Annotated in this window: 14 protein-coding genes and 2 pseudogenes; 12 read left to right on the forward strand and 4 right to left on the reverse strand. The window is 55.6% G+C overall.

The annotated features are described in order from the left end of the window. Positions 1 to 103 precede the first annotated feature (103 nt). Both KW840_RS22010 and KW840_RS22015 read right to left on the reverse strand, forming a co-directional pair. Positions 104 to 841, reverse strand: coding sequence for a hypothetical protein (locus tag KW840_RS22010; RefSeq protein ID WP_218497828.1), 738 nt, complete (start codon positions 839 to 841; stop codon positions 104 to 106). Between the two features lie 892 nt (positions 842 to 1,733). After that, positions 1,734 to 2,503, reverse strand: a pseudogene (locus KW840_RS22015) (transposase); the annotation flags it as partial. A gap of 117 nt (positions 2,504 to 2,620) precedes the next feature. Between KW840_RS22015 and KW840_RS22020 the strand changes: the two are divergent. From KW840_RS22020 to KW840_RS22070, 11 genes and pseudogenes are all read left to right on the forward strand, one after another. Continuing rightward, complete coding sequence (locus KW840_RS22020; RefSeq protein ID WP_201783881.1) at positions 2,621 to 3,601, forward strand: LysR substrate-binding domain-containing protein; 981 nt, start codon at positions 2,621 to 2,623, stop codon at positions 3,599 to 3,601. A gap of 679 nt (positions 3,602 to 4,280) precedes the next feature. Then, a complete protein-coding gene (locus tag KW840_RS22025; protein WP_218497829.1) occupies positions 4,281 to 5,657 on the forward strand; it encodes an aspartate aminotransferase family protein in 1,377 nt (458 codons plus the stop codon). A 496-nt stretch (positions 5,658 to 6,153) separates the two neighbouring features. Continuing rightward, positions 6,154 to 6,981 (forward strand): helix-turn-helix transcriptional regulator, encoded by an 828-nt coding sequence (locus tag KW840_RS22030; protein ID WP_056723403.1) that lies wholly within the window; start codon positions 6,154 to 6,156, stop codon positions 6,979 to 6,981. Positions 6,982 to 7,203: 222 nt separating this feature from the next. Beyond that, the gene (locus KW840_RS22035; protein WP_218497830.1) at positions 7,204 to 8,748 is read left to right on the forward strand and encodes an ABC transporter substrate-binding protein; all 1,545 of its coding nucleotides are present in this window, start codon (positions 7,204 to 7,206) and stop codon (positions 8,746 to 8,748) included. A gap of 177 nt (positions 8,749 to 8,925) precedes the next feature. After that, positions 8,926 to 9,942, forward strand: a complete 1,017-nt coding sequence (locus KW840_RS22040; protein ID WP_095152373.1) for an ABC transporter permease — start codon at positions 8,926 to 8,928, stop codon at positions 9,940 to 9,942. Then, on the forward strand, positions 9,939 to 10,823 hold the full coding sequence (locus tag KW840_RS22045; protein WP_218497831.1) for an ABC transporter permease: 885 nt from the start codon (positions 9,939 to 9,941) through the stop codon (positions 10,821 to 10,823). The genes KW840_RS22040 and KW840_RS22045 overlap by 4 nt, the downstream gene beginning before the upstream one ends. Further along, on the forward strand, positions 10,823 to 11,854 hold the full coding sequence (locus tag KW840_RS22050) for an ABC transporter ATP-binding protein (protein ID WP_218497832.1): 1,032 nt from the start codon (positions 10,823 to 10,825) through the stop codon (positions 11,852 to 11,854). Before KW840_RS22045 ends, KW840_RS22050 begins: the two co-directional genes overlap by 1 nt. Positions 11,855 to 11,878: 24 nt before the next feature. Next, the gene (locus KW840_RS22055; RefSeq protein ID WP_218497833.1) at positions 11,879 to 12,835 is read left to right on the forward strand and encodes an ABC transporter ATP-binding protein; all 957 of its coding nucleotides are present in this window, start codon (positions 11,879 to 11,881) and stop codon (positions 12,833 to 12,835) included. Positions 12,836 to 12,841: 6 nt separating this feature from the next. Beyond that, positions 12,842 to 14,080, forward strand: a complete 1,239-nt coding sequence (locus KW840_RS22060; protein WP_218497834.1) for a serine hydrolase — start codon at positions 12,842 to 12,844, stop codon at positions 14,078 to 14,080. A 247-nt stretch (positions 14,081 to 14,327) separates the two neighbouring features. Further along, the gene (locus KW840_RS22065) at positions 14,328 to 15,509 is read left to right on the forward strand and encodes a hypothetical protein (protein ID WP_095152368.1); all 1,182 of its coding nucleotides are present in this window, start codon (positions 14,328 to 14,330) and stop codon (positions 15,507 to 15,509) included. Between the two features lie 232 nt (positions 15,510 to 15,741). Further along, positions 15,742 to 15,849, forward strand: a pseudogene (locus KW840_RS22070) (LysR family transcriptional regulator); the annotation flags it as partial. Positions 15,850 to 15,902: 53 nt separating this feature from the next. On the opposite strand, the gene KW840_RS22075 reads toward KW840_RS22070, so the two are convergent. Then, complete coding sequence (locus KW840_RS22075; protein WP_218497835.1) at positions 15,903 to 16,538, reverse strand: LysE family translocator; 636 nt, start codon at positions 16,536 to 16,538, stop codon at positions 15,903 to 15,905. A gap of 136 nt (positions 16,539 to 16,674) precedes the next feature. Then, complete coding sequence (locus KW840_RS22080) at positions 16,675 to 17,292, reverse strand: helix-turn-helix domain-containing protein (protein WP_090454468.1); 618 nt, start codon at positions 17,290 to 17,292, stop codon at positions 16,675 to 16,677. A gap of 45 nt (positions 17,293 to 17,337) precedes the next feature. Between KW840_RS22080 and KW840_RS22085 the strand changes: the two genes are divergently transcribed. Beyond that, positions 17,338 to 18,033, forward strand: a complete 696-nt coding sequence (locus tag KW840_RS22085) for a B3/4 domain-containing protein (RefSeq protein ID WP_218497836.1) — start codon at positions 17,338 to 17,340, stop codon at positions 18,031 to 18,033. Positions 18,034 to 18,186 lie beyond the last annotated feature (153 nt).

Raw genomic sequence — 18,186 nt, forward strand, 5'->3', positions numbered from 1 at the left:
CGTAGCGCCATGTGGCGCGTGGTGGGATGTGACAATCAGTGAAGGTCGGCAAAGGAGAGAAATCATTGCCAGGCAATGGCGGTCATTGCCTGGCAATTCGGCCTTAGGCCTGTAAGGCCTGGGCCAAATGACGGCGAGCCTCCGCAAATTTCCGATCAAGGGTGCGTTTACTCAGTCCAGGAACACCAGGGAATTGTGTAGTAATGGCCTCGACAACCGCAGCCTGGTTTTTATAGATCGACTGCAGACGGCCGCTGTTGGACTTGCCCAGCGCGACCTCCAGCAGTGCGCCGATGATTGTGTAGTGCACGAAAGCGGACGCCTCGGAGGGGACCTCAAATGTGCCAAGCTGTGCTGATAGCTTGTGATGGTTGAGGGCGTGAGCCTTCGCCTCATCGACAATTGCCGAGTGCGCTTGGCGTAGTTTTTCAATCTCGCGGGCACCGGCGTCTCGCTCCGCTTGCAGGGCCAGATGTGCGGTCAGGCTGACGCATTCGGAATGGTCGATATTCTGGGAAAACAGGAACGCTGGCTTTTCTTCCGGGCAGTTGCGTGCAAACCAAACCCGCAGATCAGAATGGCGGATGGACCAATAGACACGTTCAACCTGATCGATAGAGGTAATGGGTCGTCCAAGGTAGGTCGCGGCTAACTCGCCACAGACGATGGCGTCGTAGATGCGTTCGGCGTAGGCATGGAGAAAGGGCCATTGCGGAAAATGCTTGAGCAGACTACCGGGGTGAGAAAGATCTACCTGCAGAATTTCGCCTTGATGGTCGGCGAGGTTGCACCAGAGGATCGCGGCATCGATAGGGTGATAGGAGCTTCTGATCGAGACCATTGTAAAAGCCTCCTGCTAAATTCGTCCTAGAATCGCTGGCGCGGGCAATCCTTCTAGACCTCCGAGCGAGCCAGATTCCAAACCTCAATTGGATCCAATTATGGAGACAGCTCTACATGGAGATAGTTCGCTGCACGAGACGCGGTTGCGACAGGTTTTGACGTAGTGCAGGGGGAAGCGCCGATCATTTGAACAGGCAGTTGACTTACGCGCATTGTAAACTCCGGCTTGAGCGCCTCGATCACATTGAGCATCTTGGTGTTGGCACTGATGCGATTTTGACCCTGCCTTTACTGGGTCAGATCTCTGTGAGCGGCAACAGGCTTGAAACGGTTGTGTCCGGTGAAGGCGTATGAGGATTGGCTGACGTTCAGTCAATTACAGGCGAGGCCGGTTTGCCGTTTGTTTGGAGGCCCTGTCGATGACGGGAACCTATGACTCGTAGAGCCAAATTTTTGACAAATAGTATGTAGCGCCCAATTGCCTGCGGATTCTAAGGATCAATCACCGCACGCTAAAAAACCCAATTTCAGTTTTTGGTCCGGTGCTGTTTCGGTGCAGCGAACCATTGTAAATTGCGCAAAGGCAATCGCTCGTAACAGCTCGGTGAGTATCGCACGGACGCAAACTCAACCCCTGTAGGTCTGGATACGGCATCCTCCGTCGTTCACCCACTTAATATCCGGCCGTCAGCCCTCCAAATGGAGCAATGGCAAAGGGCTGCGTTCGGCTGATTCTGTTGAAAAAAGTCGGATTTTCATCTCGCCTGAACTCAAACACGACCACCACCGGAGAACCTACTCACCACATTGAGTGGTTTCTCGGCACTTCGTTGACCTTTGTTGCTTTGTTATTGGGATAATTTGAGGTTTTTGGCTTAGTGCAGGCGCATCTATCCTATGACTGGTGGCCCGTGAGATGTCAATTTGGCCGGCCGTCGTAGGCTCTGCACCGTAGCGCCAGCGTGAACTCATCGGTCGCGCCACTCATGCCACGTAGTCTCAGGCGATCCAGTTTCAGTATGCGCTAGAGGGTGGACGAACATCATTTCGAACCTCTTACGTTCGTGGCGAGAGCGCACGTATTACGCCCTCGCTGCGATGCGCCGATCCACATCACGAGTGGCTTCATGGAAGCGGCGAGCTTGCGAAACAACACTTGGCTTTCATCGGACAAGCTACGCAGTCGGTCTGCCAGGATCGGAAGATGATGGTGTTGGCTTTGGTGAGGTGCAAACGCTCGTTCTTGGAGGCTCGCCATTCGCGGCGTAATAAGTTGCCGGCTTGGCAGCGGTATTCCTCGGCCTCTTCATTCCAGTGAAAATCGTAACTCGAAAAGCTATCGTTCTTGCGCTCAGTTTTGTCCCACACCGGCACATTCGGCTCGATGTCTTTTTCCTCCACCACCCAGGCCAGCATCGGCGCAGTACCGTAAGTGGTGTCGCCAATGAGGCGTTCCGGCTTGATGTCGAACTGCGCTTCGACCCGATCGATCATCTTCTTGGTGCTCTCGACTTATGGTTCGATCAGCCGGTGTGGGTTCCACATCCACGATGACGCCGTGTTCGGTATCGATCGGATAGTTCGTGGAATAGGCGTAGAGCGCCGAGCGACCTGAAGCTGCGGTTCAGCGGGCTTGAGGATCCGTCAGCGATAGGCGCTTCGTCTTACCTCTGTGCGTCTCTTCGGGAACGAGCCCCGGATTTCATTTCGCACAGGAGGGGTTTTCGGCATTATGACGTTTAGACTTGTGGAAACACTCACTTTCAAGGAGGCATGCTTGCGCAAAACCAAATCGCCAGAAGAGGAGCTAGAAAGTGGCGCCAAACGCGGACGTCTACCGCCGCTTTCGATGGTCCGCGCCTTTGAGGCAGTGAGCCGGCTCGGCTCGATGCGCAAGGCTGCGGATGATCTCAATGTCGGCCATACGGTCGTTTCCCGCCATGTGCGAAATCTTGAATCCTGGCTTGGCACGCGACTTGTGGATGCTGGACCACGAGGCATTCGGCTGACTACGGAAGGCAGGCTTTTTGCCGAGACTGTGGGAATGGCTTTCGACATGATCGCCAAGTCGACGGCGGAATTGCGTCCGGCGGTAAGCCGCTCGGTTTTACGAATCTGGTGTGTCCCTGGTCTCGCGACGCGCTGGCTGGCGCCGCGTTTTAACCAGCTCCAACTTGCGCTGCCCGGTATTGATTTCGTCATGCGCGCTACCGATCTAGAGCCCGATTTCGCGCATTACGACGCCGATGTCGATATCCGTTATTTGGATGAGCCGAAGGGGAATGTGCGCTGGATTTTGCTGGAAAGGCCGCGGATTTTCCCGGTCGCTAGCCCGGACTGGATCAGCAAGAACGCACCCATCCGCTCTCTTGACGATCTTGTGAGTCAGCCGTTGATACATGAGGAAAGCCGCGATCAATGGCGACAATGGTTCCATCAGGCTGGCTATGGGCATGAAGTAGTGTTGAACGGGCCGCGGCTCTGGTCAGCCAATCTTACGGTCGACGCGGCCCTAACGGGGCAGGGAATCGCACTCGCGACACGCCTAATTGCCGCCGATGATCTGCGCACCGGGCGGCTGGTCGAGTTGCTTGGAACCGATGTTCGGCTCGGAGGCTATTATTTAGTTGGACCGCGTGAGCGTTGGAATGAAGTGACATTGGCGCGTTTCCGCGCTTGGATGCAGCAGTCTATCGCGGAGACGACGGGTGGCCAGTCAGCTGGTGTGATAAGTCAACACGATTGCGCTGAAGAATAATTTAGCCGTCAATTAAAAGTTCTGTTTGATACTTGAGTAGATCCAGGTCTAATAGCCTCAAACTGATCTTCCGCTCAACACATGCGCGCATGTTCCTCCTGCCATTGACGCTGGCTCGTCAAAGTTTCGTCCATCCACAAAAGTATCTCCCAGTTATTGTCGCAACCGCGCTCATTCACCAACATGCTATGCACGCGCCCATCACGAACGGACCCGTTGCGAATGACTGGCGAATGACCTTCGACTCGGCTTGGGGGGGCGCTGTCCGCTAGTTTCGCTGTTAGTGGCAAAGACTTGCCGTTTATGGCGATTTGCTCTGGATAACGATCCGTTCGGAATGTACGAAGCTCATGGGGGAGGAATTCCTCCGTACTAGCTATGGAGTGGTGACATGAAGGCACCACTGAGGAAGTAATAAAGTGCCTGTCTGAGCAGGAGAAACTGTATCAAACTCAGCTCTCAAATGAGTGGGCACGGGCTGAATATCAAAAACAGCGAAGGGGAAAACCACGTTAGAGCACAGCGATTCTCATGCCATAACCGCGTTATAACCAAGTGCCGCAAGCTAGTCTGGAACGACTGTGTTCCGGACTAATTTCCCAGCCAAAACTTAAATCCATACCCCGCCAAGTTGCTATTAAGGTGAGCGGGGTCGTCACTTTCTTTCTTGGAGACACCCATGTCCAATGCCACTGACACACTGTACGCGAGGGATATAGCCCATCACCTTCATAGCTATACCGATGCGCGGATGCACGAAGGTGTCGGTCCGTTGGCAATTGAGCGCGGGGATGGGGTTTTCGTCTATGACACCGAGGGGCGTCGCTATATCGAAGCCATGTCGGGCCTGTGGAGTGCGGCACTTGGCTTCAGCGAGGTGCGACTGGTCGAGGCGGCCATGACGCAGATGCGTAAGCTACCTTTCTACCACACCTTTACTCACAAAACGCATCAGCCTGCCGTGGATCTCGCGGAGAAGCTCATCTCGCTGGCGCCGGTGCCGATGAGCAAGGTTTTCTTTACCAACTCCGGTTCTGAGGCCAACGACACGGTGGTGAAAATGGTTCGTTACTACAATAACGCCCGTGGCCTGCCGCTGAAGAAAAAGGTGATATCCCGCATCGGAGCCTACCATGGCGTGACCATCGCTGCGGCGAGCCTAACTGGCTTGCCGAACAATCATCGTGCTTTCGACCTGCCTATGATGGATATAGCGCATGCAATGTGCCCGCATCACTATCGTTTCGGCGAACCCGGCGAGTCGGAGGAGGCATTTTCGGATCGTCTTGCAAAAGGGCTCGAAACCCTCATCCAACGCGAAGGGCCCGATACAGTGGCTGCGTTCATCGGCGAACCTTTGATGGCGGCCGGTGGGGTTATTGTTCCTCCGCGCGGCTACTGGCAAAAGATCCAGGCGGTTTGCCGCAAGTACGATATTTTGTTGGTAGCAGACGAGGTCGTCTGTGGATTTGGCCGCACTGGCAACATGTTCGGCTCGACTACGTTCGGCATCGAGCCAGACATTATGGTGCTGTCTAAACAGTTGACCTCGTCATATCAACCGCTTGCAGCAGTGTTGATCAACGAACGGATTTATCAGGAGATCGCGGGGCAAAGTTCGACCATCGGGACCTTTGGACACGGCTTCACCGCGAGCGGGCACCCAGTGGCTGCGGCAGTGGCGCTGGAGAACATCAAGTTGATTGAAGAGCGACACCTGGTAGAACACGCGGCCGAAATGGGGGCGCGACTGCGAGCTGGCCTTTCGCAATATGCTGACCACCCGTTAATCGGGGAAATCCGAGGTGTCGGCTTCATTGCCGCCGTTGAGCTGGTCGCAGATAAATCGGAGAAAACCCGGTTCGAGCCGCTTCGCCGGGTCGGTAGTTATTTCAATGCTCGCTGCCAAGAGCACGGCATGATTGTCCGCAACATTGGCGACAGCATTGCGTTCTGCCCACCTCTGGTCACTACAGCGGAAGAAGTCGACCTGATCATCAACTGTTTCAGCAAGGCGTTGGAGGATACACAGCGGTGGCTGGCGGAGGGGCATTGAGTACGGGTACGGCTCGACTTTGATAGGTTTGGCGTCGTATCGCGGACGATTCTGTGAGAGTAGGCAGCGGGCCTGCTAAATGGCTTACAGGCAAGCCCGTTGTAGTATTCACGGAAAATGCCACGACATATATATGTTAGAGCCCTGATTATTCGGGGCTTTTTCGTTGGTGCCTGCCCCGGCCTCGCCTGCACCGGTGGTGTTAATGAAGGCCACAGCGGTGACATCTTGGGTAGCAATGGGCGCGAATTACAAATATGCAGCCGATGTTAATTCTGCCGATGGGTCAGGAATAGCTGGATAAGCTTTTGTATTTGTTGAATATTTACTCACCTAGTCGCTATGGTCGGGCTCAATGCTCGCGTCGATCACGGGTTGGCAATGCCGAGCTTCTGCGCCACTTTCAGGCACTGTCTTGCACTGAGCTTTTGAAGCCGTGACCCCAAGCGACGATTAGTTCAGCATGTTGTCAATTCTGGCGTTAGGAATACTCTTTATGGTCAGTTCCAGTTCATCTCAGTCGATGCAAGACTTCAGTCAAAACTTGCGCCTTCTCTGCGGATATTATAAGTCGGTGGCGAAGGTGTGCCGCTCCCTTGATATCAACCGCCAGCAGTTCAACAAATACTTGGGGGCGCAAGCGACTCCCTCATCCTTTACCCTGCGCAAGATCTGCACTTTTTTTGGGGTGGATGAGGAGGAAATATTCTCCGAGCATGAATCCTTCCGTGCTCTGCTCAACAGGCAACGCACGGCGCGAGAGCCGGACAGTGCGGTACCAGCCGATTTTTTCCCGAGCTCCGCGCAGGAGTTGTCGAAGTACCAGGGTTACTACTTTGTCTATTTGATGTCGCCTGCCGCGCCGGGGGAGGTGATCAAGTCGATTACCCGCTTGACCCGCTCCGGCGAAAAGATCCTGAGTAAAACCTACGAGCGGATGAGGCTGGGCGATGACCAACTGAACAGTTTCGGCATCAATAAATATCGTGGGTTCTGCTTTGCCTCATCGGATCTGATTTACATCGTCGAGCGCGAGTACCTCTCGTCCCGGGGCTATATCTGGTCAGCGCTTTATCCCTCCTACCGCAGTCGTTTCCGTTTTCTCAACGGCTTGGTACTCGGCGTTTCGGGTGACAATTTCCGCCGTCCTTTTGGTGCCCATATTGTATTTGAGCACCTAGGCGAATCGATCGACCTGCGTAACGCTCTCACCAGTTGCAGTTGTTTTCCGATTGATGCCCCTGAGATTCCCGACGAGGTGAGGTCGCGGCTGCTGGTACATCCATCAGAAGGTGAGTTCAACCTCGTCCCTCCGCTGTTTTAGTCTTTTCTTAAAATTGACGCTAGGTGACGCTTTGGGGCGTCACCTGGCGTTTTTTTCTTCGTGCTCGCGAAATTGAGCTGGCCGTGCGGCAGATCGATAATGCCATACACCACTCAAATGTCAGTTTCGTTAACGGCCAATCACATTATTCATTCCGGTTGAATGAGTGCCTGTTTCTACAAGTGATCCGCTGCGCCCGCCATAAAAATAAGAGGAACACCTATGAAATTCAAAAGAACATTGATGGCGGGGTTGATGGCGCTGTCCATTACTGCGCCATTGACCAGTGGTTTGGTGTATGCGGCAAACAATACCTTGGTTGTCGCTGATCGAGCCTCTTTCAAGGATTGGGATCCAGCCTCGGCCTTTTCGGAGGAAGTGCGGGTACTGGGCAATATCTACGAGACACTAGTGGTATATAACGCGCCAGGCAGCGCTGAGGAGTTTTCCCCCGGGCTTGCCACGTCCTGGGAAAGCAGCGACAACGGCAAAACCTGGACCTTCAAGCTGCGGCACGGCGTTAAATTTCATGACGGTTCGGCCTTTAATGCCGCAGCGGTCAAAAAGTCCATTGATTACGTCAAGGAGCTGAAACAGGGCGCTGCATTTGTATGGAACGGTCTGGATGCCGTCGAGGCCCTCGCTGACGATACGGTAGTGCTCAAGTTTAAGAGTCCCACTCCGGCCAATCTGATCGCGGCAGGTCAGTATGCCGCTTACATCATTGCCCCGGCGGCGGTGGAGAAAGGTCACGACTGGATGATGGCTCCCAACGCCATCGGTACCGGTCCCTACAAACTTGGGCAGGTCGAACAGGGCCAGCAAGTGGTGCTTGAGCGATTCGATGGCTACTGGGGAGGTTGGAAAGAAGGGCAATTTGATCGGGTCATCGTGAAGGTCGTGTCCGAAGCCGCCACTCGTACCCAGATGATCAAAAATGGCGAGGCCGGTGTCGCTTGGGATATCCCTCTTGATCAGCTCAAGGTATTGGGAGAGAACCCCTCCATCAAGGTGAGCACCGCGCCTTCGTGGAAGAACTTTCAATTTTTGATCAATACCCAGAAGTACCCTACGAACAACCTGGCATTTCGTCAGGCGCTGCAGTACCTCTGGGACTATGAAAGTGTCACCAAAGATATTTTGCATGGCTACGGCAGCGTTCCCAAGGGGCCTTTGCCCACCAGTATCTGGGGGCATGCCAGCGTGCCTATGGCCTCTTACGATCTGGATAAAGCCCGACAATTGTTGGAAGCCTCCGGTGTACCTAAGCAGGACTGGAAGGTCTCGATGCAGTACATCAGTGGCATCTATGCAAACGCTGCTGAACTATTCCAGGCCACGGCGTCTCAGGTTGGCGTTGAGGTGGAGTTACTCCCCGGCGAGTGGGGTGTGATCTGGGATAAGGCAAAGAAGCTGGATACCGCTCCCAACATGCAATCTATGGCTTGGTGGCCGACGTATCCGACACCCAGCGATTGGCTTTTCAGTGAGTTCCATACAGAAAAAACCACGCTATTCAATCTGTCTCACTACAGCAACCCAAACTTTGATCAGTTGATCGAAGAGGCGGCGGCGTTTGAGGGCAGTGATCGGGCCAAGTCCACTGAAAAGTACGTGCAGGCCCAGCAGATACTGGCCAAGGACGCTCCTGCGATCTGGTACGCCGACGTGCAGCAGATACGTGTCTCCCGCAAAGACATCAAGGGTATGGAAAAGAGCCTGAATCCTGCTTATGAGGCGATTCTCTACTACAACCTGAATCGCTGAATGCTGAGTCGTCTTTGATGAAGTGGTACGTGTAATACCTGATTTGCCATGTAAATCTATAACCAGGCAGTTAGTTAATTTGCCTGGTCATTCCCTCAAGGGTTAATCCGCTTTTGGGGTTTTTAGTAGGGCGTAAGAAGTCAGGGTCAAGTTTTTTAGCCACAAGGGGTATTCCAAATGGCGAAGTATATAGCTCAGCGATTGATAGTGATGTTCTTCATTCTTTTGGGAGTGTTGACCATCACCTTCGTTCTGAGCCGAGCTCTTCCGGGTTCCCCGGTAGAAATGATGCTGGGAAACCACCCCACGGTGGAGCAGATTGCCGTCGCACGGGAAAAACTGGGGTTGGATAAGCCTCTGCCGATCCAATACTTCAATTACATCGGTGATCTTCTCCGAGGTGATTTTGGCACTAGTCTGCGCACCGGGCGGCCGGTGGTGGAGGAAGTGGTCAGGCGGGTTGGTGCGACTTTTGAACTGACATTCCTGGCGATGTTCTGGGTGGTGGTGCTAGGGGTGCCGATCGGTGTCATCTCAGCGGCGCGGCAAAACTCAGTGGTCGACAATGCGGCACGAGCGGGGTCCATCGCCGGGACGGCGTTTCCAGTTTTCATCCTGGCCATGGGCTTGCAGTTACTGTTCTACGGCAAGCTCAACTGGCTGCCACTACAAGGACGTATCGATGCTTCCATTCTTCTCGATAGCCCTTTTGAGCGTGTAACAGGCTTTTACCTGATTGACACGCTGCTGGCCGGTAATTTCGTAGCACTGTGGAGCGCCATCAAACACCTGACGCTACCCGTGCTCACCCTGGTCATCGTGACCTTGGCCACTGTCACCCGGATCACCCGAAACATGATGGTGGAGGTGCTATCCGAGGAGTACATCCGTACGGCCGTTTCTTACGGTGTACCCAAGTGGCGTATCCATTACGCCTATGCCCTGAAGGCGACAATGATTCCGCTCCTGACAGTGGTGGGCCTGACCTTCGGTTACCTGCTCGGTGGTGCGGTAGTCGTTGAGTTCATTTTCGATTGGCCTGGCCTGGGCGGCTTCGTGGTGTTTTCGATTGCCCAGAATGATTTCCCCGCTGTGATGGGCGCCACCCTGGTGCTGGCCACGACGTATCTGTCGATCAACCTGATCGTTGATCTCTTGTATCACCTTGTTGATCCGAGGTTGCGAGTCCAATGAGTATCCAAGACGTATCCCTGTCCATGCCCTCGCGAGCCCCATCATGGCGTATCAAGGCCCTGGCGTTTGCCAGCGATAACAAGTTGTTTGTATTCGGCGCGCTGTTATTGCTGCTGATCATCCTGGCGGCAGTCTTCGCCCCCTGGCTTGCACCTTATGAGCCGAACAAGATTGTCTTTTCCCAGAAATTGCTGGCACCCAACTGGGCACACTGGATGGGCACCGACGAGTTTGGTCGCGACATTCTTTCACGGGTGCTTTATGGCGCACGCACCTCGCTGATCATCGGAGTGAGCGTGACTCTGATTGCGATGCTGATCGGGATTCCGATTGGGCTTGTTTCCGGTTACTTCGGTGGTCGAGTTGATACGCTGCTGATGCGTTTATCAGATGTGTTTCTGGCCTTTCCGCCGCTGTTGTTGCCGATCGCTATCACCGCTGCGCTGGGATCGGGATTGGCCAACGCCATGTTAGCGCTCGCTGTCTCCTGGTTTCCCTGGTACGCGAGGATCATGCGCGGTGCGGTAGTACGGGTTCGGTCAGAAACCTATATCCATGCCGCCCGTTCCATGGGTGTCAGTCACTGCCGTATTTTGCTTCGCCATGTACTGCCCAATGCGACCACGCCTGTGATCGTGCAGGGCTCCATGGACTTTGGTTACACCATTCTCGCCGCTGCTTCGCTGAGCTTTATCGGGCTGGGGGCTAAGCCTCCCATGATCGAATGGGGACTGATGGCCGCGGCGTCGCGCTCGCAGTTACTTGAGAATCCCTGGGCGGTGCTGTTTCCCGGAGTGGCGATTTTTGTCCTGGTGCTGGCTGTCAACCTGGTAGGTGACGGGCTGCGCGATGTGCTTGATCCAAAGAAGGGGACGCGCTGATGATCGACGAATCCTTGCAATATTCTGCTATCGAGAGTCTAGCCGCTTCGAATAACGACGCAGCTCAAGACCTGGTGCTGGAAGTGGAAGGGCTGACGGTGTCCTTCCCTGGTTTGTTCAAGACCGTAAAGGCCGTACGCGGCATAGACCTTAAGGTAAGGCGCGGCGAGATCCTCGGGTTGGTGGGGGAGTCGGGCTCGGGCAAGTCTATGACGGCCATGTCCTGCCTTGGATTGATGCCTGAGGCCGCTCGACTGGGAGGCAATGTCAGGGTCGCCGGACAGCAGGTCAACGGCGCATCGGCATCGCAGCTGGCGGCTTTGCGTGGCGGTGGCGCGGCGATGGTCTTCCAGAATCCGATGAAGGCGCTCAACCCGTTCTTCACTGTCGGGCGGCAGATGTTCGATGTCATCGGCTGCCATCGGCAACTGAGTAAGGCACAAATCCGCGCCGAGGCGCTGAGCTCGCTGGAAGCGGTGAGCATGCCCGACCCCCCTCTGGCGTTAGCCAAGTATCCGCACCAGATGTCTGGTGGTCAGTTGCAGCGAGTGGTGATTGCGATGGCGCTGGCCTGTCGGCCAAAACTGCTGATCGCCGATGAGCCGACCACGGCGCTGGACGTCACCGTGCAGGCGCAGATCATCGCTCTGCTGCGCAAGCTGGCACGGGAGCAGGACCTGGCGATTCTGTTTATCACCCACAACCTGGGGGTAGTGGCTTCGCTCTGTGACCGGGTGGCGGTGATGTATGCCGGCGAAGTGGTGGAGAGCGGTCCAGTGGGCGAGGTGTTCAAGCGACCTGCACACCCCTACACCCTGAAGTTGATGGGCACCGTGCCCAAGTTGGGGCAGGGGCCCCAGACCCTGGGCTTCATCCCGGGGCAGGTGCCGAACATGGCGGCTCCCCCGGCTGGCTGTGCCTTCAACCCACGTTGTGAACGCGCCACCGGACGCTGCAATCACGCTGCGCCGAGGGTTGTCATCGGCAAGGAGCACTGGGCAGCTTGCCACAACATATTGGTCAAGGTGTGAGGCTTCTTTGAAAGGTAAACGGCTATGAATAACAACAAACAGCCCGCACTGTTGAGCGTCAATCAGTTGCACAAGACCTACGCCAGCAGCGATGGCCTGGTGACGGCCATTGACCACATCAGCCTGGAGGTGCAGGTCGGTGAGACGGTCGCGCTGGTGGGGGAATCCGGTTGTGGCAAAAGTACGGTGGCCGCGACCTTGCTCGGTCTGCTGCCAGCCGATAGTGGGCAAATTCTGGTCGAAGGTCGGCCGCTGCCCACTGATGCCAAGGCGCGGGGCAGGAGCTTGAGTATGGTGTTCCAGAACCCGTACGCCTCGCTGAACCCGAAAATGACGATCAAGGCGATTGTTGCCGAGCCGCTGAAGGTTGCCTTTGGTCTGCGCGGTAGCGCCTTGCACGCGCGCATTCTCACGCTGTTGGGAAATGTGGGGATGGGCGAGGAGCACATGGAACGCTATCCCCATGAATTCTCCGGTGGCCAGTTGCAGCGTATCGCTATCGCCCGGGCGCTGGCGCTGGAGTCAAAACTGCTGATCCTCGATGAGCCTACGGCGGCGCTCGACGTGTCGGTCCAGGCCCAGGTGCTGCAACTGCTCAAGACGCTGCAGACCGACAATGGCCTGAGCTACCTGTTTATCAGCCACGACCTTGCGACGGTCGAGTATCTGGCGCAGCAGGTGCTGGTGATGTACTTGGGGCGCATCGTCGAGGCCGGGCCTGTGGAGCAGGTGTTTGGCCGACCGCGTCATCCCTACACTCGTGCGCTGCTCAATTCAGTGCCCTCCATCGACCCGGAACGCCGTGACCAGTTGCAAATCCTGAGTGGCGAGATCCCCAGCCCCTTGAACCGGCCTGCCGGGTGCCACTTCGCGCCCCGTTGTCCGCGGGCCAGTGAGCGTTGTCGCCGAGAGGTGCCAGCCGAGACCCAGGATCACGGCCACCGCTTTTCTTGCCACCACCCTCTAAACGATGAGAACTGAACCCCTATGTACAATAAAAAAGACATGACCGCTCCCGGCATTGGTTATCAGGACTTAAGGCTGATGCAGGGCTATCCGCCGTCCCGGGAAAAGCAAGTTGGCCTGCATAATTGGGACAGTCCGCCCTATAACCGCTGGTCGTTCCAGCACATGAGCCAGTTGTTTCCGGTGGCCGCTATTCATCGCAGTCCCGGGCCGGTCACCGAACTTGAGCGCAACGAACGCTCACTGGACGACGTGCGTTTCCAGCGGGTCGACGGCGGACAAACCGATCTGGCGACCTTCTTGACCGATAGTTACACCGATGGTTTTTTGGTGCTTCATCAAGGCAAGGTGGTTTCGGAGCAGTATTTCAACGGTATGCAACCGCACACGTTGCATCTGTTGCAATCGGTATCCAAGACCGTCGTCGGTAGCCTGGTCGGCAGATTGATCGGCCAGGGCAGAATCGATCCCCAAGCGCGTGTCAGCGACTATGTGCCCGAGCTTTCGGCAAGCGGTTATGGCGACGCCCGGGTACAGGATCTTCTGGATATGCGCACGGGAGTGAGATTCAGGGAGGACTACACCGATCCGGATGCTGAATTCATCCAGTTGGATATCGCCTCGGGTTGGCGTGAACGGGGAGAGCGAGAGTCACCTGACAGCATTTATGGTTTGTTGAAGTCGCTGAGTAAAGACCGTGAACATGGCCAGTTCTTTGAGTATCGCTCAGTGGATACCGATATGTTGGCCTGGGTCTGTGAGCGGGCCTGCGGCGAACGGCTTCCCGTTTTACTGAGCCGGGAAATCTGGTCAAGACTGGGGGCAGAACAAGACGCGAATATCACCCTCGATTGCGTTGGAACTGCATTGGCCGATGGCGGGATGAGCGCCACGCTGCGTGATCTGGGGCGCTTTGCCCAGATGTATCTGCAGGGTGGACATTTCAACGGCCAACAGATTGTTCCAGAGGAGTTTGTGCGTGCATGCGGCCGTGGTTCCACACCGGCTTTTGAAGTCCTCTATGGCTTCTATGTCAAACACTTTCCTGACGCCGCCTATAGCAATCAGTGCTGGGTGCTGGACAGTGAACAGGGTACCTATTCGGCGCGCGGAGTATTTGGGCAGAGTATCTATTGGGATCCGGCTTCTGAAGTGACAATCGTAAAGCTTTCCAGTTGGCCGGACTTTATCAATGCAGAGTGGACGTTGAATACCTTCCGTGCTTGTGCCGCTGTGGTTGAAGAACTGCAACGCAGCTGACGCGGGAGTGTGAATGACCGCGGCTTGTCAGGCACCTCCCAGCCTTGGTGAAGAGGTGCGGTGTGCAGGCTCGGCATAGCTACACCCAGACCCGGCTGGCCGCCGGCGGCTGACCCCCCCGGCCCTCACTTGGACGCTGTTTGCAGCCTTCGTTCTGGTGGGCCCTACCCCTTTCATCCAGACCGCGCTTTTGCCGTGGCCGGGATGAGTGTTGCCAACAATAAAATAAACAAGAGACGGAGCGACCATGAACTTGAACACCACCCGGGCCTTGCGCTCATTGACCCCGCTGGCGCTGTTGGGGGCCCTTTCCACCCCTGCGATGGCGATCCAGGTCACCGACAACCTCGATCTCGGCGGTGCCGTCCGGGCGCGTTGGGACTATGACCCGGATCGCGACATCCAGAAGTTCAACTTCGACACCGCGATCCTCAGCGCCAAGTACAACTCAGATACCTGGATCGGCGAGGCCCAATACCGTTTCTACGGTCGAGCCTACCCTTACGAGTACACAGAGAATGTCGGTGACGTCCAGTTCGCCGAATTGGCGTGGATCGGCTACAAGTTCAACCCCGACCAGCAGGTTCAAGTCGGCCTGAACCAGCTGCCGTTCGGTTTGCAGCCGTACTTCGGCAGCACGTTCTACCAAACCCTGGGCAGCGTCATAGGACTGGAAGACGTGGAAGAAGTCGGCGCCAAGTACATCCAGCAAAGCGGCGACTGGAATATTCAGGCCGGTTACTACCTGCGCCCCGCTTGGCAGGGTAAAGGCACTAGCAATGGTGAAACCTACTCCACCGTGGTCTCCGAAGCGGACAGCTATGTCATCGACGGTAGCAACAACCAGGAACGCAACACAGTGGTCCTTCGGGTGGCCAAGGCGCTGGACCTGGGACCGTGGAAGTCCGAAGTCGGGATCTCCGGCCTGACCTCGTCCCTGGAGAACCGCGACACCAACAACGATGGCCGGCGCAATGCCATGGCGGTGCACTACATCGGCAAGAACGGCCCATGGGGCGTGCAACTGCAAGCCGCGCGACAGCAGATGTCCCCGCGCAACCCCGGCACCGATGAACTGGTGACTTTCGGCAGTTACGACGCCACCTTCAACGTCGCCAGTCGCGGCAACTTGTACGTGGCGGATGTAAGCTATGACGTCAGCGGCAAGTATCTGTTCGATCAGATCAGCGGTGTGAAGCTGTACGCCAACTACAGCGCCTTCGATAAATCTGCGGACGATTTCAAGACCTCGCAACGGATGATTTTCGGCACCTCGTTCTCCCTCAGCAAACTATGGATCGCCACGGAATGGTTGTACGGCAAGAATGATCCGGTCATCGGTGGCGGCAGCCTCACCCAGAGTCTGGGGGCTGGTGGTAGTAACCAGTGGGAAAACCAGTTGTACATGAACATCGGGTATTACTTCTGATCCGGATTTTTTGGCAACAGCCCTAATGTCCTTTTCGCGAGCGGGCTCGCTCCCACAGGTTTAGCGCATAATCTGTGGGAGCGAGCCCGCTCGCTAATTCGTCAGTCCAAACAACACGTGCATCAGCCCATCCACTGATAGTCAGATAGGCCCTACAGAACAATCACTACCCCAAGAAAAACAATAAACCTGCCCCACGTAACAACTGAGGCTGGTGCGGAGTCATCCTTTCATGCGTCAAATGCCCTCGCTCAACATGCTGCGAGTCTTTGAAGAAGTCGCACGGAATCGCAGTTTCAGCCAGTCGGCGCTGGGTCTGAACGTTACCCAAGGCGCGGTCAAGTGGCTTACACAATCAATAGACTCTACATGCATAAACAGCCCAGATCCGGGCTAGGAGTGGGAGAACATCAGCTTTACTCCAGCCGCTCCGAAAACTAGCGCAAGGGTACCTTCGATCCATCGGCGTGCTCGGCGATATCCCCGAATCATGGGCGCGGTGGAGAAGATGATCGCATAGCCACAGAAGATAGTGACGCTAAGCACGGCGCAACCGGCCAGAATAATCCCGACCGTTTTTGGCGAAGCGTGCGGACCCAAGCCAAGGGTCATGGTAGCGATCCAGCCGAGCAGCGCCTTAGGGTTTGTGAGATGCATGAACAAGCCGCGCTGATAAAGACTGAAGCCCGAGACTTTTGGCGCGGCAGCTATCTCTTTCACGAGTCGCTCATTGGACGTTAGAGCAGAGCGGCCTGCTTTGATGGCAAGGAAGAGCAGGTAAGCACCGCCAACCGTTTTTAAGACACCCAGCGCCTGCGCATACTGCGCCAGGACGGCTGAGACGCCCGTGGCTGCCATCGATCCCCAGAAAATCGAACCACTGATCACACCTGCCGCTAGCAGGAGCGCAGGCTGCCTGCCTTGGTGCATCGCGACGCCCATTATTCGCATGTTGCTCGGTCCAGGACTCGCCGCTCCAACAATATAGGCCGTGAATACGAGGAAGAGATGGTGGTAATCAAATGACATTAAAAGCCCCTTAACGAAGTTCTATGCCAGTCAGCGGCTCCGTTATTAGGAGCCCTATGACGGGGCGATGATGGCCGACCATAAGAGCCAACCCGGCGGACTCCTCTGTAAGCTTCAGCGCGATGCTGTCTGAACGTTAAATTTCACGCCCGGATTGGTGGATCTCCGTTACAGACATGGTGAATATCAGTTTTGATTTGCCTTTATTCGAGTAGACATGAGGTACATCTGTTTTTGCTACGGCTGAGCAACCCGCAGAAACGCTCAGTTCGGTATCTCCTACTATGAAGTGGAGTGTCCCTTTCTCCACGTGAAGTAGCTCAGTTGTGCCGTGAGGGTGCCCTGAGGAGGCAAAGTTTTCGCCGGGAAACATTTCCCAGCGCCAAAGCTCAATCATGTTCGGACCACTGGTTCCAGCCAGGAGCCGAGCCGTCCCTCCCATGTTTCCTGTCCAGAGTGTGGGAATATCCTTGCTCTCGATGAGGTGGGCAGATGGGGCGTCGGACACGTTTACGACATCAGCAACTGAAAGGCCCAAAGCAGCAGCGATTTTGCACAGGATCGCGATGCTTGGGTTAGCCGTGCATTTCTCTATCTCGACCACCATGCCCTTGCTGACACCGGAGCGACGGGAAAGCTCGTCGAGAGTGATTTTCCGCTTCTTCCGTTCCTGTTTGAGCCTACGGGAAACTGCCTCGCTAACGGTTTGAACGTCGGCCCCGGTGTTGGTCGGTATATTGACTATTTTGGTCATTGATCGCTAGTATGAAGTGAAATTTAGGATTAAAGGGATTCTCTGATGCTGTCCGTACTGCCGTCAATCGACCAAGACGTAATCAATTTGGCACCTGAGTTCAGAGCGCTCAGCATTGTGGTCGAAGCTGCACCAATCGCCAATCCAGATATTGGCAAGGACGCTTTGGCTCGAGCCTGTCAATCAGTCACGGCGGGTGGTGCACTGTGGGCAGACGCTCACCTGACCGCTTGGGCGGATCTCTTCCGAAAATTCGGTGCCAAGCCGCAGCGCACCCCTTGCTCAGCTGAAGCTCTTCGCAAACGGGTCCTGCGTGACGGCAGTCTGCCGAGTATCGATCCAGTGGTTGATCTCTATAACGCCATCAGCATTGAATACGCAGTTCCGGTCGGCGGTGAGAACGTCGAAGCCTATGTGGGCTCGCCGCGACTCGCTGTTGCTGATGGATCGGAACCTTTCGACACCATGAAAGAAGGCGCTCCAGCCCACGAATATCCTGATTCTGGCGAGGTTGTTTGGCGGGACGATAAAGGGGTGACTTGCCGTCGTTGGAATTGGCGACAGGGTGTCAGAACACGGCTCAGTGCAGACGCGAAGCACATGTGGTTCATTCTGGAAAGTCTGCCGACAATGCCGCTCGAGGCATTGACTGAAGCGGGTGACAAGCTGATAGAAGGCCTGCAACTGATGATGCCAGGCGCTCAGATTGAGAGTGTGCTTATCGGTCCAGGTGCCAATTAGTACATAAGCGAGAGGGTACGGGCTGCTTGTGTGGATGCATACGGGGTTATGTCCAATTTCGCCTCGCACGCAGCCTTTTTATCGGTGGCATTCATGCCCCCCCACATCACCTTGAAAAAGCCTGCAGCTGAATCGAAGAAATCTCCATGGCGC

It is taken from the genome of Pseudomonas sp. PDM30, from assembly GCF_019218985.1.
Classification (GTDB): Bacteria; Pseudomonadota; Gammaproteobacteria; order Pseudomonadales; family Pseudomonadaceae; genus Aquipseudomonas; species Aquipseudomonas jessenii.

Excerpts from the sequence above, each read along its gene's own strand:
- KW840_RS22010 (WP_218497828.1), bottom strand. The coding sequence starts at position 841 with ATGGTCTCGATCAGAAGCTCCTATCACCCTATCGATGCCGCGATCCTC.
- KW840_RS22045 (WP_218497831.1), top strand. The coding sequence starts at position 9,939 with ATGAGTATCCAAGACGTATCCCTGTCCATGCCCTCGCGAGCCCCATCA.
- KW840_RS22055 (WP_218497833.1), top strand. The coding sequence starts at position 11,879 with ATGAATAACAACAAACAGCCCGCACTGTTGAGCGTCAATCAGTTGCAC.
- KW840_RS22050 (WP_218497832.1), top strand. The coding sequence starts at position 10,823 with ATGATCGACGAATCCTTGCAATATTCTGCTATCGAGAGTCTAGCCGCT.
- KW840_RS22040 (WP_095152373.1), top strand. The coding sequence starts at position 8,926 with ATGGCGAAGTATATAGCTCAGCGATTGATAGTGATGTTCTTCATTCTT.
- KW840_RS22035 (WP_218497830.1), top strand. The coding sequence starts at position 7,204 with ATGAAATTCAAAAGAACATTGATGGCGGGGTTGATGGCGCTGTCCATT.
- KW840_RS22025 (WP_218497829.1), top strand. The coding sequence starts at position 4,281 with ATGTCCAATGCCACTGACACACTGTACGCGAGGGATATAGCCCATCAC.
- KW840_RS22060 (WP_218497834.1), top strand. The coding sequence starts at position 12,842 with ATGTACAATAAAAAAGACATGACCGCTCCCGGCATTGGTTATCAGGAC.
- KW840_RS22085 (WP_218497836.1), top strand. The coding sequence starts at position 17,338 with ATGCTGTCCGTACTGCCGTCAATCGACCAAGACGTAATCAATTTGGCA.
- KW840_RS22065 (WP_095152368.1), top strand. The coding sequence starts at position 14,328 with ATGAACTTGAACACCACCCGGGCCTTGCGCTCATTGACCCCGCTGGCG.
- KW840_RS22030 (WP_056723403.1), top strand. The coding sequence starts at position 6,154 with ATGGTCAGTTCCAGTTCATCTCAGTCGATGCAAGACTTCAGTCAAAAC.
- KW840_RS22080 (WP_090454468.1), bottom strand. The coding sequence starts at position 17,292 with ATGACCAAAATAGTCAATATACCGACCAACACCGGGGCCGACGTTCAA.
- KW840_RS22075 (WP_218497835.1), bottom strand. The coding sequence starts at position 16,538 with ATGTCATTTGATTACCACCATCTCTTCCTCGTATTCACGGCCTATATT.